We start from the raw sequence: 26,160 nt of genomic DNA on the forward strand, positions 1-26,160 counted from the left end.
GGGTTCGTTCCTTCCGTCCTCAAGCCGATTAAAGCTTGATCTCGACATCAACACCGGCAGACAGATCGAGCTTCATCAGCGCGTCTACAGTCTGTGGAGTTGGGTCAACGATATCGAGAAGACGCTTGTGCGTGCGCATCTCGAACTGCTCGCGGCTCTTCTTGTCGATGTGCGGCGACCGGTTAACTGTGAACTTTTCGATCCGCGTTGGAAGTGGGATCGGTCCGCGCACGTTGGCACCGGTACGCTTGGCAGTCGACACGATTTCCCGCGTCGAAGCGTCAAGGATCCGATGATCAAACGCCTTGAGGCGAATGCGGATGTTTTGACCGTTCATTTCATCTGTTCCTTGTTACGCGGAGCGCCTCCGGAGAGACGCTCCTGCACAAATCTAATTACTCGATGATCGAAGCGACGATGCCTGCACCGACGGTGCGGCCACCTTCACGGATAGCGAAGCGGAGCTTCTCTTCCATCGCGATCGGTACGATCAGCGTGACGTCTACAGTGACGTTATCGCCAGGCATAACCATTTCCGTGCCTTCTGGCAGGGTAACAACACCGGTCACGTCAGTCGTACGGAAGTAGAACTGTGGACGGTAGTTGGTGAAGAATGGCGTATGACGACCACCTTCGTCCTTGGTCAGAATGTAGGCTTCTGCCTTGAACTTGGTGTGTGGCTTAACCGAACCTGGCTTGCAGAGAACCTGACCACGTTCAACGTCTTCACGACCAACGCCGCGAACCAGTGCGCCGATGTTGTCGCCAGCCTGGCCCTGATCGAGCAGCTTGCGGAACATTTCAACGCCGGTAACGGTCGTCTTGCCGGTTGCCTTGATGCCGACGATTTCGACTTCTTCGCCAACCTTAACAATACCGCGCTCAACGCGACCGGTAACAACCGTACCACGACCCGAAATCGAGAACACGTCTTCGATTGGCATCAGGAATGGCTGGTCGATTGGACGCTCTGGAGTTGGGATGTACGAGTCAACTGCATCCATCAGGTTGCGGATTGCGTCTTCGCCGAGTTCCTTCGAGGAATCTTCGAGAGCTGCAAGAGCCGAACCCTTAACGATTGGCACTTCGTCGCCTGGGAAGTCGTACTTCGACAGAAGTTCACGAACTTCGAGTTCTACGAGTTCGAGAAGTTCAGCATCGTCAACCTGATCGCACTTGTTCAGGAACACGACGATCGCAGGAACGCCAACCTGACGAGCGAGCAGGATGTGCTCACGGGTCTGTGGCATCGGGCCGTCAGCTGCCGAAACAACCAGGATCGCGCCGTCCATCTGTGCAGCGCCGGTGATCATGTTCTTAACATAGTCAGCGTGGCCTGGGCAGTCGACGTGTGCATAGTGACGGTTTGCAGTTTCATATTCAACGTGAGCCGTCGAAATGGTGATACCGCGAGCGCGTTCTTCTGGTGCAGCATCGATCTGGTCGTATGCCTTGAATTCACCGAAGAACTTGGTGATCGCTGCCGTCAGCGAGGTCTTGCCATGGTCAACGTGACCAATGGTGCCGATGTTTACGTGGGGCTTATTACGTTCAAACTTGCTCTTTGCCATCTGAGCTCTCCTAAAATTACAGCCTGCTCAGGCTTTTTAATGTTTGGCGTAACCCGGAGGTTACGCGAACTTCTTCTGGATTTCCTGTGCGACTGCAGTTGGGACCGGCTCATAATGGTCAAACTGCATCGTGTACTGGGCGCGGCCCTGAGACATCGAACGCAGGTTGTTCACATAACCAAACATGTTGGCCAGTGGAACATTTGCGTTGACGACCGTAGCGATACCGCGTGCTTCGGTGCCAGAAATCTGACCACGACGCGAATTCAGGTCACCGATAACGTCACCGACGTAATCTTCAGGTGTTACCACCTCAACCTTCATGATTGGCTCGAGAAGCTGTGCGCCAGCCTTCTGTGCGCCTTCACGGAATGCTGCACGGGACGCGATTTCAAACGCGAGAACCGAGGAGTCAACGTCGTGGTATGCGCCGTCGATCAGGGTTGCCTTCACGCCGAGCATCGGGAAGCCTGCCAGCGGGCCTGCACCCATGACGCTTTCGATACCCTTCTGAACGCCTGGGATGTATTCCTTAGGAACAGCACCACCAACGATCTTGGATTCGAAGATGAAATCGTCGCCGTCATGCGGTTCGAAGATAATCTTGACGCGAGCGAACTGACCCGAACCACCCGACTGCTTCTTATGCGTGTAGTCGATTTCAGCCTGACGGGTGATCGATTCACGGTAAGCAACCTGCGGAGCACCGACGTTAGCTTCAACCTTGAATTCGCGCTTCATGCGATCGACGAGAATGTCGAGGTGAAGTTCGCCCATGCCGGCGATGATGGTCTGACCCGATTCTTCATCCGACTTAACGCGGAACGAAGGATCTTCAGCAGCCAGACGGTTGAGCGCGATGCCCATCTTTTCCTGGTCAGCCTTGGTCTTTGGTTCGATCGCGATTTCGATAACCGGATCTGGGAATTCCATACGTTCAAGAATAACCGGCTTCAGCGGATCGCAGAGCGTATCGCCGGTGGTGGTTTCCTTGAGGCCAGCCAGAGCAACGATGTCGCCTGCAAAAGCTTCTTCGATGTCTTCACGGCTGTTCGAGTGCATCTGCAGCATACGGCCGATGCGCTCACGCTTGCCCTTAACAGTGTTTTCGAGCGAAATGCCCTTGGTCATCTTGCCCGAGTAGATACGAGCGAAGGTCAGCGAACCAACGAACGGATCGTTCATGATCTTGAATGCGAGCATCGAGAGGGGTGCTTCATCCGAAGATTCACGGGTTGTTTCGGTTTCCGTCTTAACGTCGATGCCCTTAATTGCAGGAACATCGGTTGGAGCTGGAAGGAAAGAAACAACAGCGTCGAGAAGCGGCTGAATGCCACGGTTCTTGAACGCAGTACCGCAAAGAACCGGATGGAACTTAACGTCGATCGTGCCCTTACGGATCAGTGCGCGGAGCTGGTCGTTCGTAGGCATGGTGCCTTCGAGGTAAGCTTCCATCGCAGCTTCGTCGATTTCCACGGCCAGCTCGATGAGCTTTTCGCGGTATTCTTCAGCCTGATCCTTGAGGTCTGCAGGAATTTCACCAACGGTCGCAGCTGCGCCGATCGTGCCATCCCAAGTCAGAGCCTTCATTTCGATAAGGTCGATAACGCCTTCGAACTCGTTTTCAGCGCCGATTGGCAGCTGAACTGGGAGAGCGATTGCACCAAGACGCGAGCCAACCATTTCTACGCAACGGTAGAAGTCAGCACCGATCTTGTCCATCTTGTTGACGAAGACCATACGTGGAACGTGGTACTTCTCAGCCTGACGCCATACGGTTTCAGTCTGCGGCTCAACGCCAGCATTCGCATCGAGAAGAGCGATTGCGCCATCGAGAACGCGGAGCGAACGCTCAACTTCAATGGTGAAGTCAACGTGGCCCGGGGTGTCGATGATGTTGAAGCGACGCTTCTTGCCATCCTGACCCTGCCAAAACGTGGTCGTGGCAGCGGACGTGATGGTGATACCGCGTTCCTGTTCCTGCTCCATCCAATCCATGGTGGACGCGCCATCATGGGTTTCACCGATCTTGTGGTTCTTACCGGTGTAGAACAGAATACGCTCGGTCATCGTCGTCTTACCGGCGTCGATGTGAGCCATAATACCGAAATTGCGGTAGTCTTCGATTTTATATTCGCGGGCCATGTTTTTGCTCTTTGAATAGGGTTCGACGATTACCAGCGGTAATGCGAGAACGCGCGGTTGGCTTCTGCCATGCGGTGCGTGTCTTCACGCTTCTTGACAGCGGAACCACGATTGTTTGCCGCATCCAGCAGTTCGCCGGAGAGACGGTCAATCATCGTCGTTTCATTGCGACCACGAGCTGCATTGATCAGCCAGCGAATGGCAAGTGCCTGGCGGCGTTCTGAACGCACATCGACCGGAACCTGATAGGTTGCACCACCAACGCGGCGCGAACGGACTTCAACGTGCGGAGCAACATTGTCGAGCGCCTGATGGAACAGCGCGACCGGCTCTGACTTCGCCTTGGCTTCGATTGCAGACAGCGCACCGTAAACGATGCTTTCAGCAACCGACTTCTTACCATGAAGCATAACTGCATTCATGAACTTCGTGATAACGAGATCGCCGAACTTTGGATCCGGATTAATCTCACGCTTCTCAGCTTTATGGCGTCTGGACATTTCGTCTCAACTTTCAATTACATCGGGCTCAACTCGCCATTCCGGCGGCCGGTATCCCCGGAAAATTCTTACTTAGGACGCTTCGCACCGTACTTCGAACGACGCTGCTTGCGGTTCTTAACACCCTGGGTATCGAGAACGCCGCGGATGATGTGGTAACGCACACCCGGCAAATCCTTTACGCGACCGCCGCGGATCATGACCACGGAGTGCTCCTGAAGGTTGTGACCTTCACCAGGGATGTAACCGATGACTTCAAAGCCATTGGTCAGACGGATCTTAGCGACCTTACGGAGAGCCGAGTTTGGCTTCTTAGGGGTCGTTGTATAAACGCGGGTGCAAACGCCGCGCTTCTGTGGGTTTGCCTGCAGAGCAGGAACCTTATTACGCTTTACCGGCGCAGTGCGCGGCTTGCGGATCAACTGGTTTACGGTAGGCATTGAACCTTCCTCTATAAAAAATCTCGTATCGGCGCCCAATAAGGGCCGTTTCACCGGAGTGCTCATGCACAAATTCGGGACGAGCCACTCCATCAGCGGCCACCCGAACAAAAGCAGAGGAAGCATAAGCTTCATGCGAACGGCAAGTTGCATTTCGATCGTAAAACGAACCCTGTTTGAGGCGAACTCCAAAGCGCGTCGCTCCGAAAATGCCAGCCTCACATCGGCTCAGATGGGCTGCTGATACGTGTTTACAGGCGTTTCGTCAAGGGCAGGACGTTAAGTTTCTTATCCAAAAGGCCGCTCGGGGGCGTTTTGGGGTCCGCCGGACAGGTTATTGCGCCGCATTAGGCTTCATATCGCTAATATTTCGCGGCAAAACTGTCATTTTCGTATGCCAGCATAGCGCCAGACATCAACAGTCGCTATTGAAGCACATCCGAGTCGAAACGCAACACAATATTAAGGGATTCTCAATGTCATCCACCACCACATCCACAGAGAACGATTCGCCGATTGTTCACCTGGTGATCGCCGACGTCTGGAACGAAGGTGAAGAGGAATCTATCGAAGTCCATATCCTGCTGAAATCCGATGAAGACGAAGATCTCGTTCAGACGGTTCTCGCGATCCTGGCGGAAGAAGGTTATCACGAAGCAGAGCTGGTCGAGATGGGTACCATCACGGAAGAACCAGAAGAAGAACCACACAAGAGCGCATGGCACACCGCCCTCACCGGCGAAGTTGCATTGATTGAATTCGAAGGCGACGAAGAAGACGAATAAGTTCGACGCAAGCGAGCACCGAAAAATGTGGAGCATCTTCCGCTTTGCATAATCTTCAAGGGCGGTTTTAAACTGCCCTTTCTTTTTGAAATTTGCATAACAAAAAGGCCGCCCCGAAAGGCGGCCTTTTCTTTGTTGATTGCTTTCCGATTATTCGGCAGCGTTGTTGGTCATATCTGCCAGCATCACGTTGGCTTCCGAAGAACCGGTCGACTTGCGGCGCTCGTCGATGATCAGTTCGTCGCGAGCAGTTGCAATGCGACGGATCTGGTTGGTCATGCCACCTGTACCAGCCGGGATGAGACGACCGACGATGACGTTTTCCTTGAGACCCTGCAACGTATCCATCTTGCCTGCAACTGCAGCTTCGGTGAGTACGCGAGTGGTTTCCTGGAACGATGCCGCCGAGATGAACGAAGGAGTCTGAAGCGACGCCTTGGTAATACCAAGCAGAACCGGATTACCCGAACCTGGCTTCTTGCCTTCTTCGATCAGACGATCATTGATTTCGTCCAGTTCGATGCGGTCGACGTGATCGCCCGGAATGTAGCCGGTATCACCGGATTCCGTGATCTCGATCTTCTGCAGCATCTGACGAACAATCACTTCGATGTGCTTGTCGTTGATGAGAACGCCCTGCAAACGATAGACTTCCTGGATTTCGTTCACGAGGTACGAAGCGAGTGCTTCAACGCCCTTGATCGCCAGAATGTCATGCGGTGCTGGGTTACCGTCGAGGATATATTCACCCTTTTCGATAACGTCGCCGTCCTGAAGATGGAACGGCTTGCCCTTAGGGATCAGATACTCAACAGGCTCGATCGTATCGTCGTTTGGCTCAATGATGATGCGACGCTTGTTCTTGTAATCGCGACCAAAACGAACGGTACCATCGATCTCTGCGATGACGGCGTGGTCCTTCGGACGACGAGCTTCAAACAGTTCCGCAACGCGTGGCAGACCACCGGTAATATCCTTAGTCTTCGCGCTTTCCATCGGCAGACGCGCAATAACATCACCAGCATTAACATGTGCACCAGGCTCGAACGAAAGGATCGTTTCTACCGAAAGCAGGAAGCGAGCTTCGCCACCTTTCGACAGCTTCGCGATCTTGCCGCTCTTGTCCTTGATGACCATAGCAGGCTTGAGGTCCGCACCGCGTGGTGTCGAACGCCAGTCAATGATGACGCGCTTCGTGATACCGGTCGACTCGTCCGCTGTTTCCGAAACCGAAAGGCCATCAACGAGATCTTCGAACTCGATATAACCTTCAACTTCCGTCAAGATTGGACGGGTGTACGGATCCCATTCAGCAATACGCTGGCCGCGCTTGACTGCATCACCTTCGTCAACGAACAGGCGTGAACCGTAGGTTACGCGGTGAACCGCACGTTCCTTGCCGGTCGAGTCGAGGATCAGGACAGCCATGTTACGGCCCATCACCACGAGATTGCCATCGGAGTTGCGAACCACGTTGCGGTTACGCAGCTTGACAGTGCCTTCGTACGAAGCTTCCAGGTAAGACGAGTCAACAACCTGTGCAGTACCACCAAGGTGGAACGTACGCATGGTCAGCTGAGTGCCAGGCTCACCGATCGACTGAGCAGCGATAACGCCAACTGCTTCACCCTGGTTAACAGGCGTACCGCGTGCAAGGTCACGACCATAGCACTTGGCGCAAACGCCGTTACGGGTTTCACAGGTCAGAGCCGAACGAATACGGATCGACTGGATGCCGGCCTTCTCGATGACTTCAACGTCCTTTTCCTCGATCATGCGGCCAGCTTCGACGATGACTTCGCCGGTTGCCGGATTGATGATCGGATCAAGTGCCGTACGGCCCAGAACGCGCTGTCCGATTGGAGCAACGATCTGACCAGCATCAACGATTGGCTGCATGGTGAGACCGATTTCGGCGCCACAATCGACTTCCGAAATAATCGCATCCTGTGCAACGTCAACGAGACGACGTGTCAGATAACCCGAGTTAGCGGTCTTCAACGCGGTATCGGCAAGACCCTTACGGGCACCGTGGGTCGAGTTGAAGTATTCGTTAACCGTCAGGCCTTCCTTGAAGTTCGAAATGATCGGGGTTTCGATGATTTCACCCGACGGTTTGGCCATAAGACCACGCATACCGCCCAGCTGACGCATCTGGTTGACCGAACCACGGGCACCCGAATGAGACATCATGTAGACCGAGTTCATCTGCTTCTGACGTCCGGTCACCGGATCGAATTCAACAGCCTTAATGCGGGCCATCATTTCTTCGGTGATCTTGTCAGTCGCCTTACCCCAGGCATCAACGACCTTGTTGTACTTTTCGCCCTGAGTAATCAGACCGTCATTGTACTGCTGTTCGTATTCAGTCGTTAGAGCTTCGGTTTCTGCAACGATCTTGGCCTTCGAGTCTGGAATGACCATGTCATCCTTACCGAAGGAAATACCGGCGCGACATGCATGGGCGAAGCCGAGCTGCATGATGCGATCGCAGAAGATAACCGTCTCTTTCTGACCGCAATGGCGGTAGACGTGGTCGATCATCTTGGAGATGTTCTTCTTCGTCATCTCCTGATTGCAGATATCGAAAGGCACATTGGCGTGCTTCGGCAGAAGCTCACCAGTGATCATGCGACCAGGCGTGGTGTCATAAACCTTGGAAACAGGCTTGCCTTCCGCATCAACCGTCTTGAAACGGCCTTTGATCTTGGTGTGCAGCGTGACAACCTTGTTCTCAAGTGCATGCTGAAGTTCGCCCATATCGGCAAACACCATGCCCTCACCCGGCTCCTTGTCTGCCACGATCGACAGATAGTAGAGGCCGAGAACCATGTCCTGCGAAGGAACGATGATTGGTGCGCCATTCGCTGGGTGCAAGATGTTGTTGGTCGACATCATGAGCACGCGCGCTTCAAGCTGAGCTTCAAGCGACAGCGGAACGTGAACAGCCATCTGGTCACCGTCGAAGTCAGCGTTGAAAGCTGTACAAACGAGCGGATGCAGCTGAATGGCCTTGCCTTCGATCAGCGTGGGTTCGAATGCCTGAATACCAAGACGGTGCAGCGTAGGCGCACGGTTCAGGAGAACCGGATGCTCACGGATGACTTCGTCGAGGATATCCCAAACTTCCGGACGTTCCTTTTCAACAAGCTTCTTCGCCTGCTTGACAGTCGAGGAGTAACCCTTGGCGTCAAGACGAGCGTAGATGAATGGCTTGAAGAGTTCGAGCGCCATCTTTTTCGGCAGGCCGCACTGGTGCAGCTTCAGTTCAGGACCGGTCACGATAACCGAACGACCAGAATAGTCGACGCGCTTACCGAGAAGGTTCTGACGGAAACGACCCTGCTTACCCTTGAGCATGTCGGAGAGCGACTTCAACGGACGCTTGTTAGCACCGGTGATGACGCGGCCACGACGGCCGTTATCGAACAGCGCGTCAACAGCTTCCTGCAACATACGCTTTTCGTTACGGATAATGATGCCCGGAGCGCGCAGTTCAATGAGACGCTTCAGACGGTTGTTACGGTTAATCACACGACGGTAAAGGTCGTTGAGATCGGACGTAGCAAAACGACCGCCATCCAGTGGAACCAGAGGGCGCAGATCCGGTGGAATGACCGGAACGATCTTCATGATCATCCATTCAGGACGATTGCCGGATTCCATGAAGTTCTCAACAATCTTGAGACGCTTCATCAGCTTCTTCGTCTTCAGTTCCGAAGTGGTTTCTGCAAGTTCAACGCGCAGGTCTGCAGCGATGTTTGGCAGATCCATCGAAGCCAGGAGTTCGAAGATAGCTTCTGCACCGATAAGGGCTGTGAACTGATCTTCGCCGAACTCGTCGACAGCGATCATGTATTCTTCTTCCGAAAGAAGCTGATGCTCCTTAAGCGAAGTCAGACCTGGTTCGGTCACGATGTAGTTTTCGAAGTACAAGACGCGCTCGATATCCTTGAGCGTCATGTCCAGCAGCGTGCCGATGCGCGAAGGCAGCGACTTCAGAAACCAGATGTGAGCAACAGGCGCTGCGAGTTCGATGTGACCCATGCGCTCGCGACGAACGCGCGAGAGCGTGACTTCCACGCCGCACTTTTCGCAGATAATGCCCTTGTATTTCATACGCTTGTACTTGCCGCACAAGCATTCATAATCCTTGATCGGGCCAAAGATACGCGCGCAGAAGAGACCATCGCGTTCAGGCTTGAACGTACGATAGTTGATCGTCTCCGGCTTCTTGATCTCGCCGTATGACCAGGACAGAATCTTCTCAGGGCTGGCAATCGAGATTCTGATGGAATCGAACGTCTGTGCCGGAGCCTGAGGATTGAAAAGATTCATGACCTCTTGGTTCATGCCGTTCTCCTTGAGGGCGATCCGCCGCCCTGTGTGTCGTCGATGACAGGCTGAAAGTCCCTGCCATCTTGAAAAGAAATCGCGGTATTAAGCAGTTTGAAACTGCACATTCCGTTTCAGCATTTCCGTTACGCAAATCACTTCTTGCATTGTCTGGAAACACCTTACGGGCGCGCCACGGCAATACCATGGCGCGCCTTGATGTTTTTTTATTCCGCCGCGTCCGGAAGTGCCGGCTGCTCGTCACGTGTGTCGTCCAGCTCAACATTGAGACCGAGCGAACGCATTTCCTTGACCAGAACGTTGAAGCTTTCTGGAATACCAGCTTCGAACGTATCGTCACCACGAACGATGGCTTCATAGACCTTGGTACGGCCGGCAACGTCGTCGGACTTGACCGTAAGCATTTCCTGCAGCGTGTAAGCTGCACCGTATGCTTCCAGAGCCCAGACCTCCATTTCACCGAAGCGCTGACCACCGAACTGCGCCTTACCACCAAGCGGCTGCTGAGTGACGAGCGAGTAAGGTCCGATCGAACGAGCATGGATCTTGTCGTCAACCAGGTGGTGGAGCTTCAACATATAGATGTAGCCCATCGTCACCTGACGGTCGAACGGCTCACCCGTACGTCCATCATACAACGTCGACTGACCCGAGGTCGCAAGACCTGCATCCGTCAACATCGCATTGATGTCAGCTTCCACCGCACCGTCGAAGACCGGCGTCGCGATAGACACGCCGCGCTTGACCTGGTTCGCCAGCATTATGACTGAATCATCGTCATAAGAGCGAACAGGCTCATTGCGGTCATTGTCCGGATAGATGTGCTCGAGCGTATCACGCAGCGGCTGAATGTCTGCCGTCTTGCGATAAACATCGATCAGCTCACCGATCTTCTTGCCCATACCTGCGCAAGCCCAGCCAAGATGTGTTTCCAGAATCTGGCCCACATTCATACGGCTCGGCACGCCAAGCGGGTTAAGAACGATATCGGCATGTGTACCGTCTTCGAGGAATGGCATGTCTTCGACAGGAAGAATGCGGGAAACCACACCCTTATTGCCGTGACGGCCAGCCATCTTATCACCCGGCTGGATCTTGCGCTTAACAGCGACAAAGACCTTGACCATCTTCATGACGCCTGGAGGCATCTCGTCGCCGCGCTGAACCTTTTCGACCTTGTCCATGAAGCGTGCTTCAAGCAGCTTCTTGGATTCGTCGTACTGGCCGCGCAGAGCTTCGAGTTCACCCTGCTGCTTTTCATCTTCAACAGCAAACTGCCACCACTGCGAACGCGGATACTCGGTCATGATATCGCGAGTAATGGTCGTGCCCTTCTTGAAGCCCTTAGGGCCTGCAGCAGCAACCTTACCATCGATCATGTCGGCGAGACGGCCGTAAACGTTACGGTCGAGAATAGCCTGTTCGTCGTCACGGTCCTTGGCAAGACGTTCGATCTCTTCGCGTTCGATCGCCATTGCACGTTCGTCTTTTTCAACGCCGTGGCGATTGAAAACGCGAACTTCAACAACGGTACCGTAAGTACCTGGAGGCATACGCATCGAGGTATCACGAACATCGGACGCCTTTTCACCGAAGATAGCGCGCAGAAGCTTTTCTTCAGGCGTCATCGGGCTTTCGCCCTTCGGTGTGATCTTACCGACAAGGATGTCGCCAGGATGCACTTCAGCACCGATATAAACGATACCTGCTTCGTCGAGATTCTTCAGCGCTTCTTCCGACACATTCGGAATATCACGTGTGATTTCCTCAGGTCCAAGCTTCGTGTCGCGGGCGGCGACTTCAAATTCCTCAATGTGGATCGAGGTGAAGACGTCGTCCGAAACAATCTTCTCGGAAAGAAGGATCGAATCTTCGTAGTTATAGCCATTCCAAGGCATGAACGCGACAAGCACGTTACGACCAAGAGCCAGATCGCCCAGATCAGTCGATGGGCCATCAGCAATGATGTCGCCCTTACCGATAGGATCACCAACGCGTACAAGCGGACGCTGGTTGATACAGGTGCTCTGGTTCGAGCGCTGGAACTTCTGCAGACGATAGATATCAACGCCAGACTTAGAAGGATCGAGGTCCTCAGTAGCGCGAATAACGATACGCGTTGCGTCAACCTGGTCAACCACACCACCACGGCGAGCGGCAATAGCAGCACCTGAGTCACGTGCAACAACTGCTTCCATACCGGTTCCAACGAACGGAGCTTCCGCACGAACGAGTGGAACGGCCTGACGCTGCATGTTCGAACCCATGAGAGCACGGTTAGCATCGTCGTTTTCAAGGAACGGAATAAGAGCTGCTGCAACCGAAACGAGCTGCTTCGGCGAAACGTCCATCAGGTCCACGTTTTCACGCGGAGCCATCATAACTTCGCCTGCGTGACGGCAGATGACGAATTCGTCAACAAAACCGCCCTGCTCGTCCAGCTCAACGTTTGCCTGAGCAACCGAGTGCTTCGCTTCTTCCATAGCCGAAAGGTAAACAACGTCGCTCGTTACCTTGCCGTCGACAACCTTACGATACGGGCTTTCAATAAAGCCGTACTTGTTGACGCGGGCAAAAGTTGCAAGCGAATTGATCAGACCGATATTCGGGCCCTCCGGCGTTTCAATCGGGCAGATACGGCCATAGTGGGTCGGATGCACGTCGCGGACTTCGAAGCCAGCACGCTCACGGGTAAGACCACCGGGTCCAAGAGCCGAAAGACGGCGCTTGTGGGTGATTTCCGAAAGCGGGTTGGTCTGATCCATAAACTGCGACAGCTGCGAAGAACCGAAGAACTCGCGCACTGCTGCGGCTGCAGGCTTCGCGTTAATCAGATCCTGCGGCATAACCGTGTCGATTTCGATCGAGGACATACGTTCCTTGATCGCACGCTCCATACGGAGCAAACCAACGCGGTACTGATTTTCCATCAGTTCGCCAACCGAACGCACACGACGGTTACCGAGGTTATCGATGTCATCAACTTCGCCGCGGCCATCGCGCAGTTCAACCAGCATCTTGACCACAGCAAGGATATCTTCCTTGCGCAGAACACGCACGGTGTCTTCTGCATCCAGATCAAGACGCATGTTCATCTTCACGCGACCAACAGCAGAAAGGTCATAGCGTTCCGAATCGAAGAACAGCGAATGGAACATGGCTTCAGCCGAGTCCATTGTCGGCGGCTCACCTGGACGCATAACGCGATAGATGTCGAACAGAGCTTCCTGACGACTTTCGTTCTTGTCGACAGCGAGCGTGTTGCGGATATACGCACCGATATTGACATGGTCGATATCGAGAACGTTGATCTCTTCAACACCGGTGTCGAGAAGCGTCTTGAGAACCTTTTCGTCGATTTCGTCACCAGCTTCCAGATAAATCTCGCCGGTAGCGTAATTGACGATGTCTTCTGCAAGGTACGAGCCGAACAGATCGTCTTCAGTCGCCTTGATAGCCTTGAGGCCCTTCTCAGCGAGCTGCTTTGCCGAGCGAGCGGTCAACTTCTTGCCAGCTTCGAGAACGACTTCTCCGGTGTCCGCATCGACGAGATCAGAAATGATCTTCATACCCTTGAAGCGGTCAGCCGAATAAGGAATGCGCCAGTTATCACCGTCACGCGAATAGGTGACAGTTTTATAGAACGTCGACAGAATCTCTTCGCCGTCCATGCCAAGCGCCATCAACAGCGTCGTAGCTGGAAGCTTACGGCGACGGTCGATACGTGCATAGACTACGTCCTTGGCATCGAATTCGATGTCAAGCCACGAACCGCGATAAGGAATAACGCGAGCTGCGAACAAAAGCTTACCCGACGAATGGGTTTTGCCCTTGTCGTGATCGAAGAATACGCCCGGCGAACGGTGCATCTGCGAAACGATAACGCGTTCTGTACCGTTGACGATGAAGGTGCCGTTGTCCGTCATGAGCGGCATATCGCCCATGTAAACGTCCTGCTCCTTAATGTCCTTGATGGACTTCGCACCGGTATCTTCATCAATATCGAACACGATCAGACGCAGCGTCACCTTGAGAGGTGCCGAATACGTCAAATCGCGCTGACGGCATTCGTCAACGTCGAATTTTGGTGCATCGAATTCGTAGCGAACGAATTCGAGCATTGAAGCGCCGGAGAAATCCTGAATTGGGAAAACAGACTTGAAAACCGCCTGCAAACCCTCGTCAGAACGCCCGCCAGCTGGTTCCTCAACCATGAGGAACTGGTCGTAAGATGCCTTTTGAACCTCGATGAGGTTAGGCATTTCCGCGACCTCGGGAATCTTGCCGAAAAATTTGCGTACGCGCTTGCGACCATTGAAAGAATGGGTCTGAGCCATCGTCGCTCCTCGTTCTATAGCCTTACGGCTTGCTCACGCCTTGCGGCCTTTATCGTGCGCCGCCTTTCGGCGGTCCTTCTAACGGGCTAAAACCCGTTTTCTGAAAGCCCCTTCAAGGCCATCAGAAAAAGGGTTCAACAGGATCAGAACGCTCTTCAAATATCCGTTCCGATTATAAGATGCACAAATCAAAGCAAATTCCGCACTTTTCGTTTCTTTTCATGCATTTACTCCAGATGCAAGTCCAGAGTGAAACCGACGGACGGAAACCGTCCGTCGGAATTTTCGAACTTACTTGAGTTCGACCTTAGCGCCAGCTGCTTCGAGCTGTGCCTTGATCTTCTCAGCTTCGTCCTTCGAAGCGCCTTCCTTAACTGCCTTTGGAGCAGCTTCAACAAGGTCCTTAGCTTCCTTGAGGCCGAGACCGGTGATTGCGCGAACTTCCTTGATCACGTTGATCTTGTTTGCGCCACCGTCAGCGAGGACGACGTCGAATTCAGTCTTTTCTTCAGCAGCAGCAGCTGGAGCAGCGCCACCAGCAGCAGCAACTGCTACAGGAGCAGCAGCCGAAACGCCCCACTTCTCTTCGAGAAGCTTCGAAAGCTCTGCAGCTTCGAGAACGGTCAGTGCCGACAGGTCGTCAACGATCTTTGCGAGATCAGCCATTTTGGTATTTCCTTAGTTTCAAGGTTTGAACAATTGACAGCGAAAAACGGCCTTACGCCGCCTCGTTCTTCCGGGCGTGCGCGCCAATAACGCGAGCGATCTGGCCCGCTGGTGCGCTGGTAAGTACTGCGAGACGCTGAGCCGGGGTCTGGATCATTCCAACCAGCTTTGCGCGCAGTTCGTCGAGCGATGGGAGCGAAGCAAGCGACTTTACGCCATCGGCGTTAAGTGTCGTTGCGCCCATTGCACCGCCGAGGATAACGAGCTTGTCGTTAGCCTTAGCGAATTCGACGGCTACTTTCGGAGCGGTAATTGGGTCGTTTGCATAAGCAACAACCGTCTGACCTGTAAACAGATCAGAGATACCTTCCGATTCCGTGCCCTGAAGAGCGATCTTGGCAAGGCGGTTCTTCGCGACTTTAACGGTACCACCAGCATCGCGCATCTTTGAGCGAAGATCGCTCATCTGCGCAACAGTGAGACCGGTATAGTGGGCCACGACGACCGAACCGGAATCTTTAAAAGCTCCGTTCAGCCACGAGACAAATTCGCGTTTTTCCGCTCTATCCACTGTCTCTCTCCAGTAGACAGGACCACATGGTCCTGCCGGGTTGCCTTTGCCGGACGAACTTCACAGTCAGTCCGACGTTCGAGGATCCTGTCCCCTTCAGCTATCCTGGAAACCAGGCATCACTCAAAGGCAACTACGGTTCAAACCTTGCATGCACATTCATGCGAAACAGGGTTATTCCACGTCTCATGCAGGCCATATGTTTAAGGACAATCACCCGAAGATGAATGTCCGCCTGCAATCTCGGACAGGATAACCGGACTTTCGTCCGGCTATCCGGATCTTGCGATCCGGAATTCTTGCACTTTTGACCGCTTTCACGATGCAGGTGTACCACCATTCGCCCTTCTCGAAGAAAGGCTAAGCTCCGGCGAGCCGGAGCCTAAATAACTTAAGCGACAACCTTAACGGTTGACGGGTCGACCTTGACGCCAACGCCCATGGTCGAAGAAATCGATACGCGCTTGACGTATTCACCCTTAGCAGCCGAAGGCTTAGCCTTGATAACTGCATCGGCAAAAGCCTTGATGTTTTCTTCGAGCTTCTGGTTGTCGAAGGAAACCTTGCCAATACCGGCGTGGATGATACCAGCCTTTTCAACGCGGAATTCAACTGCGCCGCCCTTAGAAGCGGTAACTGCAGCTGCAACGTCGACAGTAACAGTACCAACCTTAGGGTTTGGCATCAGGCCACGCGGGCCGAGCACCTTACCAAGACGACCAACGAGTGGCATCATGTCTGGGGTTGCAATGCAACGATCAAAGTCGATCTTGCCGCCGTTGACGATTTCGAACAGTTCTTCCGCACCAACGATGTCAGCGCCAGCCTTCTTGGCTTCTTCAGCCTTGTCGCCGCGTGCAAAAACAGCAACGCGAACAGTACGGCCGGTGCCGTTTGGAAGGTTAACAACGCCACGAACCATCTGATCAGCATGACGTGGGTCAACGCCGAGGTTCATTGCGATTTCGATGGTTTCGTCGAACTTGGCAACTGCACGTTCCTTAACCAGGCCGATAGCATCGGACAGGTCATAGAGCTTGTTGACGTCAACGCCTTCGCGGATCTTAGCTACACGCTTGGAAATCTTTGCCATGGTCTTAGCTCACCACTTCCAGGCCCATCGAACGGGCAGAACCTTCGATCATACGCATAGCCGCTTCCACGTCAGATGCGTTCAGATCCTTCATCTTAACAAGAGCGATTTCGCGAACTTTATCACGCGCAATCGTGCCTGCCTTTTCCTTGCCAGGCGCCTTGGAACCCGACTTAAGGTTGGCAGCCTTCTTAAGGAAGTAGGTTACCGGAGGGGTCTTCATCACAAAAGTGAAAGACTTGTCCTGGTAGTATGTGATCACGACTGGAATCGGCGAACCTTTTTCCAGTTCCTGTGTGGCAGCGTTAAATGCCTTACAGAATTCCATGATGTTGATGCCGCGCTGACCCAGAGCTGGGCCAATCGGAGGCGATGGGTTGGCCGCACCTGCTGCTACCTGGAGCTTCAGCTGGCCTGCAATTTTCTTAGCCATTGCATTCTGCCTTCATAAAAATACCGGAAACCGGCGTTCTCGATTAATGCCGGAAATCCGGCTCTCGACTGACGTCAGTAAAACTGACTGGCAGTTCGGTGGTTCGAGATCAGCGACCGGCTAAAGCCACCTACCCTTCCACCCTTTTCACCTGTTACGGTGAACGCCCTCGCGAGCTAAACGATCAGAGCTTATCGACCTGACCGTATTCAAGATCAACAGGCGTAGCACGCCCGAAGATGGAAACTTCAACCTTGAGGCGCGCGCGCTCTTCGTCGACTTCCTGCACAATGCCATTGAACGAGGCAAACGGACCATCGGAAACGCGAACATTTTCGCCGATTTCGAAGGTCACAGAAGTCTTCGGACGCTCTGCACCATCCTGAACCTGATTCAGAATCTGATCTACTTCCTTCTGTGAAACCGGAACAGGCTTGGAATCACCAAGGAAGCCAGTCACACGAGGCGTATTCTTGATCAGCGAGAATACAGCATCGGTCAGGGTAGCCTGAACGAGAACATAACCCGGGAAGAACTTGCGCTCAGCATCAACCTTGCGGCCACGGCGAACTTCAACAACCTTCTCGGTCGGCACGACAATCTGCTCAATAAGGCCAGAAAGACCCTTCTGTGCAGCCTTAGCCTGAATATCCTCAGCCACCTTCTTTTCGAAGTTGGAATAGGCGTGAACGATGTACCAGCGCGCTGTCATCTCGTAACTCCCCAATCCTGCTTAGCGGCCAAGGCCAAGTATAAATTCTACGCCATAGGCCATAAGCTGATCGGCAAGAAAAAAGAATGCAGCAGCAAAAAAGGCCATTACAACCACCATAATGGTGGAAATGACTGTTTCACGCCGGGTCGGCCAGCTCACCTTCGCCGTTTCGGCGCGAACCTGCTGAAGAAAGGTGATCGGATTCGTCTTAGATGCCATCTGCCACTCTGTTCTTGCTTGAGGAAACCGGACCGTTCAAAACGAATCAGAACCCGATACCCATGCGTATACGGCACGTAAAGCTGAAGATTCAGCCCCACGCACCGCGTGTCTGTTGACGTTACATAGAATCGATTCCCAAAAAAAACAAGCCCAATAGTTAAAAGAATACCATACAGGCTTATCGGAAATCCGATCCTTACGAACATCGCTTGCTGCACCATTCAATCGTGCCGCCGCGACCTCCCCTGCCCGATCTGAATAACCGGCGGAAAGTTATCGATATCTGACTTCGCTGCCAAAAGGCCAGAGCGCTAATCAGAATAGTCAGCGAAACCGCTAACTCTTAATACAAAAAACGAGCACTCACAGTCAAGCCATGAGTACTCGTTTTAAATGGCAGGGGCAGCAGGGTTCGAACCCGCGACCTACGGTTTTGGAGACCGTCGCTCTACCAACTGAGCTATACCCCTATTTGGCATTCAAGATGCCAGACCGGCGGCATAACCGCCAGTCAAATTCTTTACTCGATGATCGAAGCGACGATGCCTGCACCGACGGTGCGGCCACCTTCACGGATAGCGAAGCGGAGCTTCTCTTCCATCGCGATCGGTACGATCAGCGTGACGTCTACAGTGACGTTATCGCCAGGCATAACCATTTCCGTGCCTTCTGGCAGGGTAACAACACCGGTCACGTCAGTCGTACGGAAGTAGAACTGTGGACGGTAGTTGGTGAAGAATGGCGTATGACGACCACCTTCGTCCTTGGTCAGAATGTAGGCTTCTGCCTTGAACTTGGTGTGTGGCTTAACCGAACCTGGCTTGCAGAGAACCTGACCACGTTCAACGTCTTCACGACCAACGCCGCGAACCAGTGCGCCGATGTTGTCGCCAGCCTGGCCCTGATCGAGCAGCTTGCGGAACATTTCAACGCCGGTAACGGTCGTCTTGCCGGTTGCCTTGATGCCGACGATTTCGACTTCTTCGCCAACCTTAACAATACCGCGCTCAACGCGACCGGTAACAACCGTACCACGACCCGAAATCGAGAACACGTCTTCGATTGGCATCAGGAATGGCTGGTCGATTGGACGCTCTGGAGTTGGGATGTACGAGTCAACTGCATCCATCAGGTTGCGGATTGCGTCTTCGCCGAGTTCCTTCGAGGAATCTTCGAGAGCTGCAAGAGCCGAACCCTTAACGATTGGCACTTCGTCGCCTGGGAAGTCGTACTTCGACAGAAGTTCACGAACTTCGAGTTCTACGAGTTCGAGAAGTTCAGCATCGTCAACCTGATCGCACTTGTTCAGGAACACGACGATCGCAGGAACGCCAACCTGACGAGCGAGCAGGATGTGCTCACGGGTCTGTGGCATCGGGCCGTCAGCTGCCGAAACAACCAGGATCGCGCCGTCCATCTGTGCAGCGCCGGTGATCATGTTCTTAACATAGTCAGCGTGGCCTGGGCAGTCGACGTGTGCATAGTGACGGTTTGCAGTTTCATATTCAACGTGAGCCGTCGAAATGGTGATACCGCGAGCGCGTTCTTCTGGTGCAGCATCGATCTGGTCGTATGCCTTGAATTCACCGAAGAACTTGGTGATCGCTGCCGTCAGCGAGGTCTTGCCATGGTCAACGTGACCAATGGTGCCGATGTTTACGTGGGGCTTATTACGTTCAAACTTGCTCTTTGCCATCGCCGTTGTTCTCTTTGTTCTAGAACCGCTCGAGCGCCCGCATAGAAACCAATCAGATTTCCAGGCCGACATTTATGCCAAAACGGAACGGCGAACCGCCCGTCGATGATTCCTTACACGCCTATCCGCTCTTGAAAATCTGGAGCGGGTAACGGGAATCGAACCCGTGTATTCAGCTTGGAAGGCTGCTGCTCTACCATTGAGCTATACCCGCGCACTCTAAACTCTAATCCGACAGTGGTGGAGGAAGTTGGATTTGAACCAACGTAGGCTTAGCCAACGGATTTACAGTCCGTCCCCTTTAACCGCTCGGGCATTCCTCCTAATATCACTATCAGCAGAGTCGAGTAACTAGGCATTTTTCACAGAGTTTCCGGTTGGCGCTGGGCCCGCCGTCGTTCTGTGAGCGGGCTTATGCCGATATGCGTCGCTCCTGTCAACAGGGTAAAAGTGAAAAGAATGCAGAACATTCCACAGCTTGGACAGATCAGCTCGCACTCAGCCCCCGAGAACCGCGCGAAACCGGGATTTGACGCCTATAAAGAGATATAAATTCTCACATTAAATAAAATCGAGCACGCTATCTTCCATGTTGTGGACAGGGTATAAGCGCCGCATGAATGATAAAAACTCACCCCGTACCCCTAAAGATTCTCATTATGCGCGCCTGCGTCGCGAACATCGTGACCATAAGGCAGCCGCAGAAGGCAAAGTGCCGCACAGGCCTCAACGAGCACCTATTCCGGCCGGTCGAGTGGCGGATGGAACCGTGCGCCTTTATGGTCTGCATACGGTTCGCGCAGCTGTAGAGAATTCCGCACGCACGATTTTGCGTATGCGTGCGACTCGCAATGGCTTTGCGCGCCTTGAAATTGGCGAAGCGGAGAGCCTCCCCTTCCCAGTCGAAATCGTCGAACCTAAAGAGATCGACAAAGAGACTGGTTCGGATGCCGTCCATCAGGGCGTCATGATCGAAGCAGAACCGCTTCGGCATAAAAAGTTGTCAGAATTGAAAGATAGCCCGCTTTTGCTGCTGCTGGATCAAGTTACCGATCCACACAATGTTGGTGCTATCATCCGCTCGGCAGTGGCTTTTGGTGCAGGAGCAATCATCACCACTAACCGTCACAGCCCTCAAGAAAGCGGGGTTCTGGCAAAAGCTGCCTCGGGTGCGCTCGAACTGATTCCTCATATTGAGGTTCGCAACCTTGCAGAAGCGATCGAAGAACTTCATTCGCTCGGTTTCATGACCATCGGCCTTGATTCGGAAGGTCCACTTGAAATGGAAGCGACACTTGTGGGTGGTCGCGTTGCACTCGTTCTTGGCGCAGAAGGCAAAGGTCTTCGTCAGAAGACCCGTGAAACAGTGACTGCACTGGCACGTCTCGATATGCCGGGCGAAATCAAATCGCTTAACGTCTCCAATGCTGCAGCAATTTCGCTCTATGCAGCGGAACGTTATCTGCGTGCGCGCAACGGTTCTTAAAAGCGATTCAAGTTTTTATCTGGAGCGTTTCATGCGCTCCAGATGATTTGAAGAATAGGACACACGGATTTAGGCCGTGGCGATGTAAGTCCGAATATCCTCTGCTTCACGCTCCACATCCTCAATGCGCCGCTTAACTACGTCACCGATTGAGATGATTCCAGCAAGCTTGCCATTTTCTTCCACCGGCATATGACGGAACCGGTTGCGAGTCATGATTTCCATCACCTGATTCACAGTGTGATGTTCCCGACAAACCTGTACCTTTGTAGTCATAAACTCAGACACAAGCCGGTCAGCGATCTTTTCTTGCATAGACGCGATAGCACGCACCACGTCACGTTCAGAAAAAATGCCCTTTATCCGACCTGCTTCATCACAGACGACCAAAGCACCGATTTTGTGTTGAGCTAAGACAGCAACAGCATGAGAAAGCGTTTCCTCAGGGCCTATAACAACAACATCTCTGCCCTTTGTCTCGAGAATCGATCTAACAGTCATGCCAAAGTCCCTCCCAAGGTTCAGCAATCCAATCTGCAGGATCGCTGCATGATTCTAACGCAACTCCTCCAGCTGCGTTCCAATAATGGTGCGCTTTGATTAGCCGCTTTGCAAGCAGACTAAATTGGGAGACCTAAGCTCAGCGCCTAATCACAGCGTCGTAGCTTCGGGGCTTATCAAGCAGTGAAATCCCGAAAAAGCCTGCGATGAAGCCACCAATATGGGCTTCCCATGCAATTCCCGATAAATCAGCTCCGCCTGTCGAATAAAGACCCGTGAAAATATTGATCAGAAACCAGATACCCACGAAGGTCAGCACAGGCTTAAGTGTGAGCGTGAGACCAATAGGCAGCACCGGCCCTGCAAATTCCGACCTGCGCCCAAAGCCGACACGGCGGAACCCGTAACGCGCTGCAGCCCCCATCATGCCGGAGATTGCGCCGGAAGCACCAACGAGTGGCGTTACGCTTTCGGGATAGATCGCATAATGCGTGAGGCCCGCAATCACCGACGTTAGAATCCAGAAAATAATCATTCGACCAGTACCGATACGGCCCGCGAGCGGAGAACCGAAAGCCGCAAACCAGATCATATTGACCGCAATATGCGCAAAACCGCCATGCATGAAAGAGTAACTGATGAGCGTGAAAAGTGCGGACGGATCGGTAAAGCCACCAGCAAGTGAGAACCGCGCGGGAATCAAAGCAAAGTTCAGCATGAACTCATAGTTCTGCTGCTCACTGATAATGTAGTTTTGATAGATATAGACGCCAGCGCAGATCGCCATTAGCGCAAGAATGACGCTCGGTATGTTGAATATTGGTTCGCTGCCGCCCGAACGTCTCGAATCGTTGGAGTTTCCGCGCATTTCAGGCTGAGGCGTGCTCATCGATTGCCACTTTCCGTCTGCGAAAGACCTGTCGCGCTGATCGCTCTTGGCGGCCGCGCTCATCTGGATATGGATTCTTGATAAGTGACAATTCGTTAAAAATAAAGGCCGCCGGAGTATCCCGTACGGCCTTGTCGCAAATGTCTGACTTTTGCGAGACAGAATCTGGAGATCAGAAAAAAGCCAACCAAGACAATGGCTTCAACTGACAACCCATCAAACTGCTATAAAAGAACTTTTGCAACTATTACTTCTTGTTAACCTTAACAACCAACCCTAGTGGATGAAGAAAGGGTTAAGCTGGCGCCCTCGCCGTTAATACTATTTTAATGCGCTGACCAACGGGCACTGCCCGAAATCAGGATAAAACGGCAAGCAGCGCATAATGAAAAACCGCAGCACGATCGCAATCTTTAGCGAATGGCAGCGACTGGCTTTAAGTCAGGGTAACGCGCTCCATGCGCCGCAGCGCGAACTGATCCAGCCTCGCAAGCTCGGACGGCATTTGTCGGATCTGTTCATTCTTGAAGAAGATGAAACGGGTGACCTGATGTTCCGCCTCGCGGGCACACGCGTTTGTGCCCTGTTCGGTCGCGAACTTAAAGCCACTCGGTTCTTGTCACTCTGGCCTGAACGCAATCGCTCTGCCCTTAACGAACTTGCCAGAAACATTGATTCTCTGTTGGTCCCGGCTTTGAGCCAGAATGACGGCATTAGTCTCTCAGGGCGCAGCCTAGCCTTTGAGATGTTGCTGGCACCGCTCGAAAGAGGTGAAGGCGGAAGAATCAATCTGCTTGGCAGCATCGTTGTTCTTAGTGATGTCGCATGGACCGGTGCTGATCCACTGGTCTTGGGCCATCTTAACAGTGTTGAACCGCTTGCCCCCGATCTAATCATTGAGCAGGAGGTCCGCAAACCTTCCGTGATGACCGTCAATGTAGCAAACAGCACACGCCGCTGGGGTACGCCGGTTCCTGCGCACAATATGCCAGCTCTCCGGGTCATCAACGGCGGAAAAGCCTGACTGGAAACATTTAAGGTCAGCAATATAAAGGTAAACGCGCACTAAGGTTACGGATTGGCAAACCGCATTTTTGGGCAATTTGGGCATCAAAAGGCCATAAAACCCTCTAAAATGGTCTTAAACGCGCCATTTCTGAACAAAACATTGCTGAGTTCCGCGCAGTTTTATTCAAATTAGATTCGCATTTTCGCGTCTGAATTTCCCAGCCCTCAAAGTCTTGCACGCATTCTTGTTTCCAACAGGGAGACAAAAGAATGACGAAGCAAACAATCATCGCAGCAATCCTGCTGATACTAGGTACGGCTTTTGCGCAAGCAGCGAATCCAGCATCTAAGTCGCACTGGATGCCAACGGGTGAGCGTACATCTCAGCCGATCGGCCATTATGAATTTTGCGAGCGCCATGACACAGAGTGCAAGATCACCAGCGCTAACAGCGCACCGCTGACGCTCAATCAGAAAGTCTGGCAAGAAATCATCGCTGTTAACGCCAGCGTCAATGAACGAATCGCACCACGCACCGATATGGACGTCTGGGGCCGCGAGGAATATTGGGAATACCCAACCACGGCTGGCGATTGCGATGACTATATGTTGCTCAAGCGCCGCGAGCTGATTGCACTCGGTATCCCTCTCAACACGCTCCTGATGACAGTCGTTCGTCAGGCAAATGGCGAAGGCCATGCGGTTCTGACGGTACGCACAGATCGCGGCGACTTCATTCTCGACAATCTCGATCAGCGTGTGCGCCTTTGGAACGAAACCGACTACACCTATCTTAAGCGCCAATCGACGACCAACACTGGCACCTGGGTCTCTATCAAGGATGGCCGCGAAACCTTCGTCAGCAGCATCCGCAACTGATTTTCATCAAGTATCACATTAAAAAGGGACGGGTCGTCATTCCCCGTCCCTATTTATATTTATCAGATTCTGCTTATGCCGGTTCCAGACCACGCATGAAAGATTGGCCTTTCTCGACGTAATGCTTGGCCGACAACTTCAGCTTTTCGACAGCGGCAACATCAAGCTCGCGAATAACGCGCGCTGGCGAGCCGACAATCAGCGAATTATCCGGAAACTCCTTGCCTTCTGTCACCAGCGCGCCCGCGCCTATGAGGCAATTGTTCCCGATCTTCGCACCATTGAGCAAAATGGCCCCCATGCCGATCAAACTATTATCGCCAATTGTGCAACCGTGAAGAATCGCGCGATGGCCAATCGTGCTGCCCTCCCCAATGCTGAGCGGAAACCCAATATCCGTATGCATGATGGTGTGTTCTTGCACATTGGTGTTCGCACCAACCGAGATCATCTCATTATCGCCGCGCAGAACCGCTCCAAACCAAAAGCCGACATTCTCGCCAACGAGAATTTTACCAATCAGCGTTGCATCCGGTGCAATCCAATTACTGGCCCGGTCGGCAAATTCAGGCTTGTGACCATTATACGCATAGATCGGCATGAGCTTTCCTCCATCACAAATTCTTGGAACAACATGCGCTAATTATCATGCGAACGGAATGCGGCTTTCAGGCAATAGAGTGTTACCGCAAGGAAGATGATACCGGCGAGCACTTTGAAGCCAACAATTGTCGAGAAAAATCCCCAATCATCCGGCCAGTAATAGGTGCTGCGAAGCCTCCCCATCTGCGATGAAACCGCCATTTTTCCTGTGGTTACGTTATTAAAAGCACTACGAAGCAAAAAGAACGACACCAGTCCCCCGAGCACTGTACTGGCCCAAAGCGAACCCGACGAAAATTTTCGCATTTCAGATTGCGGTCGATTTTCAGGATCCGGCTTAATATCGCGCTTTTCACGATTGCGGATATTAAGCCAGATAGGCAGCTGTTTATCTCTGTCTTCTTGCGCCATGATCAATCGCAGATTTCATAGCCGCTGCTTTCAGCTTCCACGGCTGCCCTGATCCAGAAGAAGACATTGCCTTCACCTTGAAGCTTGCCCTGACAAAGAGCGACGACATTTCCCTGTCCCGCAGGAGCCTTAGCGGCACAAGATGCCTTCCAGCTGGCAAAACGTTCAATGGAACCATCAACAATCTCAGGAAAACCAAAATAAATCTTGCTCATTTTCTGGGCCAGTTCGGGACAGGTACCGTCATCGTCAATCGCCTGCGCTAGCGCAGAGGAAGCCACAAGGCCCAAACATAGGGCTGCGGCAGTACCCAAAACATGGCGCGCAAATGAATCAATCATGATTTCTCCCACCTTCCTCAATCAGCGCCAACTTTTGTAGAGAACGCTCCTCGGACCATCAAGCCAATAAAAAACGCCCTCTCTGCAAAGCAGAAAGGGCGTTCTGGTTCATCAATCAAGACGGATCTTAAAGATCGACGTCAAGAATAGCCATCGAGAAGTTGTAGGAAAGTTCGCCTTCGTCTTCGTCCTTATAGACGAGACCCAGGAACTCATCATCCAGATATACCTCAGCGGAATCGTCCTTGCGCGGACGCGCCTTCACCTGAAGGCCCGGATTGTTGAAAGTCCGCTTGAAATATGCGTCGAGTTTCTTGAGTTCTTCGGGTTTCAACCGGCTTCTCCTGATATTGAATTGAGGCCGGTTTAATGCACCCGGCATTGTTTGATGTAAAGCACTAACGCATGAGCGGCTCAGCGCATACACCGTTAGTTTGGATGACTAATCGTGGATATAGTCCGCGCTGATGAAAAGACCAGACGCGGCAGATCGTTACGATTTATGGGAACTA

24 protein-coding genes and 3 tRNA genes are annotated in these 26,160 nt (G+C 52.9%); 4 read left to right on the forward strand and 23 right to left on the reverse strand.

What is annotated here, in order from left to right; translation table 11 throughout:
* Nucleotides 1-28: 28 nt before the first annotated feature.
* From rpsJ to rpsL, 5 genes are all read right to left on the reverse strand, one after another.
* Complete coding sequence (gene rpsJ, locus KMS41_06175) at nucleotides 29-337, reverse strand: 30S ribosomal protein S10 (protein ID QWK76722.1); 309 nt, start codon at nucleotides 335-337, stop codon at nucleotides 29-31.
* Between the two features lie 58 nt (nucleotides 338-395).
* Nucleotides 396-1,571 (reverse strand): elongation factor Tu, encoded by a 1,176-nt coding sequence (tuf, locus tag KMS41_06180; protein QWK76723.1) that lies wholly within the window; start codon nucleotides 1,569-1,571, stop codon nucleotides 396-398.
* Nucleotides 1,572-1,631: 60 nt separating this feature from the next.
* On the reverse strand, nucleotides 1,632-3,716 hold the full coding sequence (fusA, locus tag KMS41_06185; protein ID QWK76724.1) for an elongation factor G: 2,085 nt from the start codon (nucleotides 3,714-3,716) through the stop codon (nucleotides 1,632-1,634).
* A 29-nt stretch (nucleotides 3,717-3,745) separates the two neighbouring features.
* Nucleotides 3,746-4,216, reverse strand: coding sequence for a 30S ribosomal protein S7 (gene rpsG, locus KMS41_06190; GenBank protein ID QWK76725.1), 471 nt, complete (start codon nucleotides 4,214-4,216; stop codon nucleotides 3,746-3,748).
* A gap of 68 nt (nucleotides 4,217-4,284) precedes the next feature.
* On the reverse strand, nucleotides 4,285-4,656 hold the full coding sequence (gene rpsL, locus KMS41_06195; protein QWK78791.1) for a 30S ribosomal protein S12: 372 nt from the start codon (nucleotides 4,654-4,656) through the stop codon (nucleotides 4,285-4,287).
* A 476-nt stretch (nucleotides 4,657-5,132) separates the two neighbouring features.
* Here rpsL and KMS41_06200 point away from each other — a divergent pair, with 476 nt between their 5' ends.
* Complete coding sequence (locus KMS41_06200) at nucleotides 5,133-5,441, forward strand: hypothetical protein (GenBank protein QWK76726.1); 309 nt, start codon at nucleotides 5,133-5,135, stop codon at nucleotides 5,439-5,441.
* A gap of 150 nt (nucleotides 5,442-5,591) precedes the next feature.
* Here the strand turns inward: KMS41_06200 and rpoC are convergent, their stop codons facing one another.
* The 12 genes from rpoC to KMS41_06260 all read right to left on the reverse strand — a co-directional run bounded on the left by rpoC (nucleotide 5,592) and on the right by KMS41_06260 (nucleotide 19,853).
* Nucleotides 5,592-9,794: a DNA-directed RNA polymerase subunit beta' gene (gene rpoC / locus KMS41_06205; protein ID QWK76727.1), complete on the reverse strand. Its 4,203-nt coding sequence runs from the start codon at nucleotides 9,792-9,794 to the stop codon at nucleotides 5,592-5,594.
* 209 nt (nucleotides 9,795-10,003) lie between these two features.
* Nucleotides 10,004-14,134: a DNA-directed RNA polymerase subunit beta gene (gene rpoB / locus KMS41_06210; protein ID QWK76728.1), complete on the reverse strand. Its 4,131-nt coding sequence runs from the start codon at nucleotides 14,132-14,134 to the stop codon at nucleotides 10,004-10,006.
* A 291-nt stretch (nucleotides 14,135-14,425) separates the two neighbouring features.
* Entirely contained in the window at nucleotides 14,426-14,800 is a 375-nt protein-coding gene (rplL, locus tag KMS41_06215; protein QWK76729.1) for a 50S ribosomal protein L7/L12, read from the reverse strand.
* Between the two features lie 52 nt (nucleotides 14,801-14,852).
* Nucleotides 14,853-15,371, reverse strand: a complete 519-nt coding sequence (rplJ, locus tag KMS41_06220; GenBank protein ID QWK76730.1) for a 50S ribosomal protein L10 — start codon at nucleotides 15,369-15,371, stop codon at nucleotides 14,853-14,855.
* A 391-nt stretch (nucleotides 15,372-15,762) separates the two neighbouring features.
* Nucleotides 15,763-16,464, reverse strand: coding sequence for a 50S ribosomal protein L1 (gene rplA, locus KMS41_06225; GenBank protein ID QWK76731.1), 702 nt, complete (start codon nucleotides 16,462-16,464; stop codon nucleotides 15,763-15,765).
* 4 nt (nucleotides 16,465-16,468) lie between these two features.
* Complete coding sequence (gene rplK / locus KMS41_06230) at nucleotides 16,469-16,897, reverse strand: 50S ribosomal protein L11 (GenBank protein QWK76732.1); 429 nt, start codon at nucleotides 16,895-16,897, stop codon at nucleotides 16,469-16,471.
* Between the two features lie 184 nt (nucleotides 16,898-17,081).
* Nucleotides 17,082-17,609, reverse strand: a complete 528-nt coding sequence (nusG, locus tag KMS41_06235; GenBank protein QWK76733.1) for a transcription termination/antitermination protein NusG — start codon at nucleotides 17,607-17,609, stop codon at nucleotides 17,082-17,084.
* A 21-nt stretch (nucleotides 17,610-17,630) separates the two neighbouring features.
* Nucleotides 17,631-17,831 (reverse strand): preprotein translocase subunit SecE, encoded by a 201-nt coding sequence (secE, locus tag KMS41_06240; GenBank protein QWK76734.1) that lies wholly within the window; start codon nucleotides 17,829-17,831, stop codon nucleotides 17,631-17,633.
* A gap of 397 nt (nucleotides 17,832-18,228) precedes the next feature.
* Nucleotides 18,229-18,304: transfer RNA gene (locus KMS41_06245), tRNA-Trp, on the reverse strand.
* A 50-nt stretch (nucleotides 18,305-18,354) separates the two neighbouring features.
* Complete coding sequence (tuf, locus tag KMS41_06250) at nucleotides 18,355-19,530, reverse strand: elongation factor Tu (protein ID QWK76735.1); 1,176 nt, start codon at nucleotides 19,528-19,530, stop codon at nucleotides 18,355-18,357.
* Between the two features lie 140 nt (nucleotides 19,531-19,670).
* A tRNA-Gly gene (locus KMS41_06255) sits at nucleotides 19,671-19,744 on the reverse strand.
* Between the two features lie 24 nt (nucleotides 19,745-19,768).
* Nucleotides 19,769-19,853 (reverse strand) — tRNA-Tyr (locus KMS41_06260).
* A gap of 293 nt (nucleotides 19,854-20,146) precedes the next feature.
* Here KMS41_06260 and rlmB point away from each other — a divergent pair.
* Nucleotides 20,147-21,016, forward strand: coding sequence for a 23S rRNA (guanosine(2251)-2'-O)-methyltransferase RlmB (rlmB, locus tag KMS41_06265; GenBank protein ID QWK76736.1), 870 nt, complete (start codon nucleotides 20,147-20,149; stop codon nucleotides 21,014-21,016).
* 69 nt (nucleotides 21,017-21,085) lie between these two features.
* Here rlmB and KMS41_06270 read toward each other — a convergent pair whose 3' ends face one another.
* Together KMS41_06270 and KMS41_06275 are read right to left on the reverse strand one after the other, a co-directional pair.
* Nucleotides 21,086-21,517 (reverse strand): CBS domain-containing protein, encoded by a 432-nt coding sequence (locus KMS41_06270; GenBank protein ID QWK76737.1) that lies wholly within the window; start codon nucleotides 21,515-21,517, stop codon nucleotides 21,086-21,088.
* Between the two features lie 139 nt (nucleotides 21,518-21,656).
* Complete coding sequence (locus KMS41_06275) at nucleotides 21,657-22,406, reverse strand: rhomboid family intramembrane serine protease (protein ID QWK76738.1); 750 nt, start codon at nucleotides 22,404-22,406, stop codon at nucleotides 21,657-21,659.
* Between the two features lie 385 nt (nucleotides 22,407-22,791).
* Between KMS41_06275 and KMS41_06280 the strand changes: the two genes are divergently transcribed.
* The gene (locus KMS41_06280; GenBank protein QWK76739.1) at nucleotides 22,792-23,430 is read left to right on the forward strand and encodes a PAS domain-containing protein; all 639 of its coding nucleotides are present in this window, start codon (nucleotides 22,792-22,794) and stop codon (nucleotides 23,428-23,430) included.
* Between the two features lie 254 nt (nucleotides 23,431-23,684).
* On the forward strand, nucleotides 23,685-24,293 hold the full coding sequence (locus tag KMS41_06285) for a transglutaminase-like cysteine peptidase (protein ID QWK76740.1): 609 nt from the start codon (nucleotides 23,685-23,687) through the stop codon (nucleotides 24,291-24,293).
* A 73-nt stretch (nucleotides 24,294-24,366) separates the two neighbouring features.
* Here KMS41_06285 and KMS41_06290 read toward each other — a convergent pair whose 3' ends face one another.
* From KMS41_06290 to KMS41_06305, 4 genes are all read right to left on the reverse strand, one after another.
* Nucleotides 24,367-24,894: a gamma carbonic anhydrase family protein gene (locus tag KMS41_06290; protein QWK76741.1), complete on the reverse strand. Its 528-nt coding sequence runs from the start codon at nucleotides 24,892-24,894 to the stop codon at nucleotides 24,367-24,369.
* Nucleotides 24,895-24,932: 38 nt separating this feature from the next.
* Nucleotides 24,933-25,307, reverse strand: a complete 375-nt coding sequence (locus KMS41_06295; GenBank protein ID QWK76742.1) for a hypothetical protein — start codon at nucleotides 25,305-25,307, stop codon at nucleotides 24,933-24,935.
* Nucleotides 25,308-25,309: 2 nt separating this feature from the next.
* On the reverse strand, nucleotides 25,310-25,648 hold the full coding sequence (locus tag KMS41_06300) for a hypothetical protein (protein QWK76743.1): 339 nt from the start codon (nucleotides 25,646-25,648) through the stop codon (nucleotides 25,310-25,312).
* 127 nt (nucleotides 25,649-25,775) lie between these two features.
* Nucleotides 25,776-25,982 (reverse strand): DUF3126 family protein, encoded by a 207-nt coding sequence (locus tag KMS41_06305; GenBank protein ID QWK76744.1) that lies wholly within the window; start codon nucleotides 25,980-25,982, stop codon nucleotides 25,776-25,778.
* Nucleotides 25,983-26,160: the final 178 nt, after the last annotated feature.

Source organism: Ochrobactrum sp. BTU1 (assembly GCA_018798825.1).
In the GTDB taxonomy this organism is placed as follows: Bacteria; Pseudomonadota; Alphaproteobacteria; order Rhizobiales; family Rhizobiaceae; genus Brucella.

What these genes read in the sequence shown, in the direction of transcription:
- rlmB (QWK76736.1), top strand. Translation starts at nt 20,147, where the DNA reads ATGAATGATAAAAACTCACCCCGTACCCCTAAAGATTCTCATTATGCG.
- rpsG (QWK76725.1), bottom strand. Translation starts at nt 4,216, where the DNA reads ATGTCCAGACGCCATAAAGCTGAGAAGCGTGAGATTAATCCGGATCCA.
- KMS41_06300 (QWK76743.1), bottom strand. Translation starts at nt 25,648, where the DNA reads ATGATTGATTCATTTGCGCGCCATGTTTTGGGTACTGCCGCAGCCCTA.
- KMS41_06285 (QWK76740.1), top strand. Translation starts at nt 23,685, where the DNA reads ATGACGAAGCAAACAATCATCGCAGCAATCCTGCTGATACTAGGTACG.
- KMS41_06290 (QWK76741.1), bottom strand. Translation starts at nt 24,894, where the DNA reads ATGCCGATCTATGCGTATAATGGTCACAAGCCTGAATTTGCCGACCGG.
- KMS41_06295 (QWK76742.1), bottom strand. Translation starts at nt 25,307, where the DNA reads ATGGCGCAAGAAGACAGAGATAAACAGCTGCCTATCTGGCTTAATATC.
- nusG (QWK76733.1), bottom strand. Translation starts at nt 17,609, where the DNA reads ATGACAGCGCGCTGGTACATCGTTCACGCCTATTCCAACTTCGAAAAG.
- rpsJ (QWK76722.1), bottom strand. Translation starts at nt 337, where the DNA reads ATGAACGGTCAAAACATCCGCATTCGCCTCAAGGCGTTTGATCATCGG.
- rpsL (QWK78791.1), bottom strand. Translation starts at nt 4,656, where the DNA reads ATGCCTACCGTAAACCAGTTGATCCGCAAGCCGCGCACTGCGCCGGTA.
- KMS41_06275 (QWK76738.1), bottom strand. Translation starts at nt 22,406, where the DNA reads ATGAGCACGCCTCAGCCTGAAATGCGCGGAAACTCCAACGATTCGAGA.
- fusA (QWK76724.1), bottom strand. Translation starts at nt 3,716, where the DNA reads ATGGCCCGCGAATATAAAATCGAAGACTACCGCAATTTCGGTATTATG.
- KMS41_06280 (QWK76739.1), top strand. Translation starts at nt 22,792, where the DNA reads ATGAAAAACCGCAGCACGATCGCAATCTTTAGCGAATGGCAGCGACTG.
- rpoB (QWK76728.1), bottom strand. Translation starts at nt 14,134, where the DNA reads ATGGCTCAGACCCATTCTTTCAATGGTCGCAAGCGCGTACGCAAATTT.
- secE (QWK76734.1), bottom strand. Translation starts at nt 17,831, where the DNA reads ATGGCATCTAAGACGAATCCGATCACCTTTCTTCAGCAGGTTCGCGCC.
- tuf (QWK76723.1), bottom strand. Translation starts at nt 1,571, where the DNA reads ATGGCAAAGAGCAAGTTTGAACGTAATAAGCCCCACGTAAACATCGGC.
- tuf (QWK76735.1), bottom strand. Translation starts at nt 19,530, where the DNA reads ATGGCAAAGAGCAAGTTTGAACGTAATAAGCCCCACGTAAACATCGGC.
- rplK (QWK76732.1), bottom strand. Translation starts at nt 16,897, where the DNA reads ATGGCTAAGAAAATTGCAGGCCAGCTGAAGCTCCAGGTAGCAGCAGGT.
- rplA (QWK76731.1), bottom strand. Translation starts at nt 16,464, where the DNA reads ATGGCAAAGATTTCCAAGCGTGTAGCTAAGATCCGCGAAGGCGTTGAC.
- KMS41_06270 (QWK76737.1), bottom strand. Translation starts at nt 21,517, where the DNA reads ATGACTGTTAGATCGATTCTCGAGACAAAGGGCAGAGATGTTGTTGTT.
- rpoC (QWK76727.1), bottom strand. Translation starts at nt 9,794, where the DNA reads ATGAACCAAGAGGTCATGAATCTTTTCAATCCTCAGGCTCCGGCACAG.
- KMS41_06200 (QWK76726.1), top strand. Translation starts at nt 5,133, where the DNA reads ATGTCATCCACCACCACATCCACAGAGAACGATTCGCCGATTGTTCAC.
- rplL (QWK76729.1), bottom strand. Translation starts at nt 14,800, where the DNA reads ATGGCTGATCTCGCAAAGATCGTTGACGACCTGTCGGCACTGACCGTT.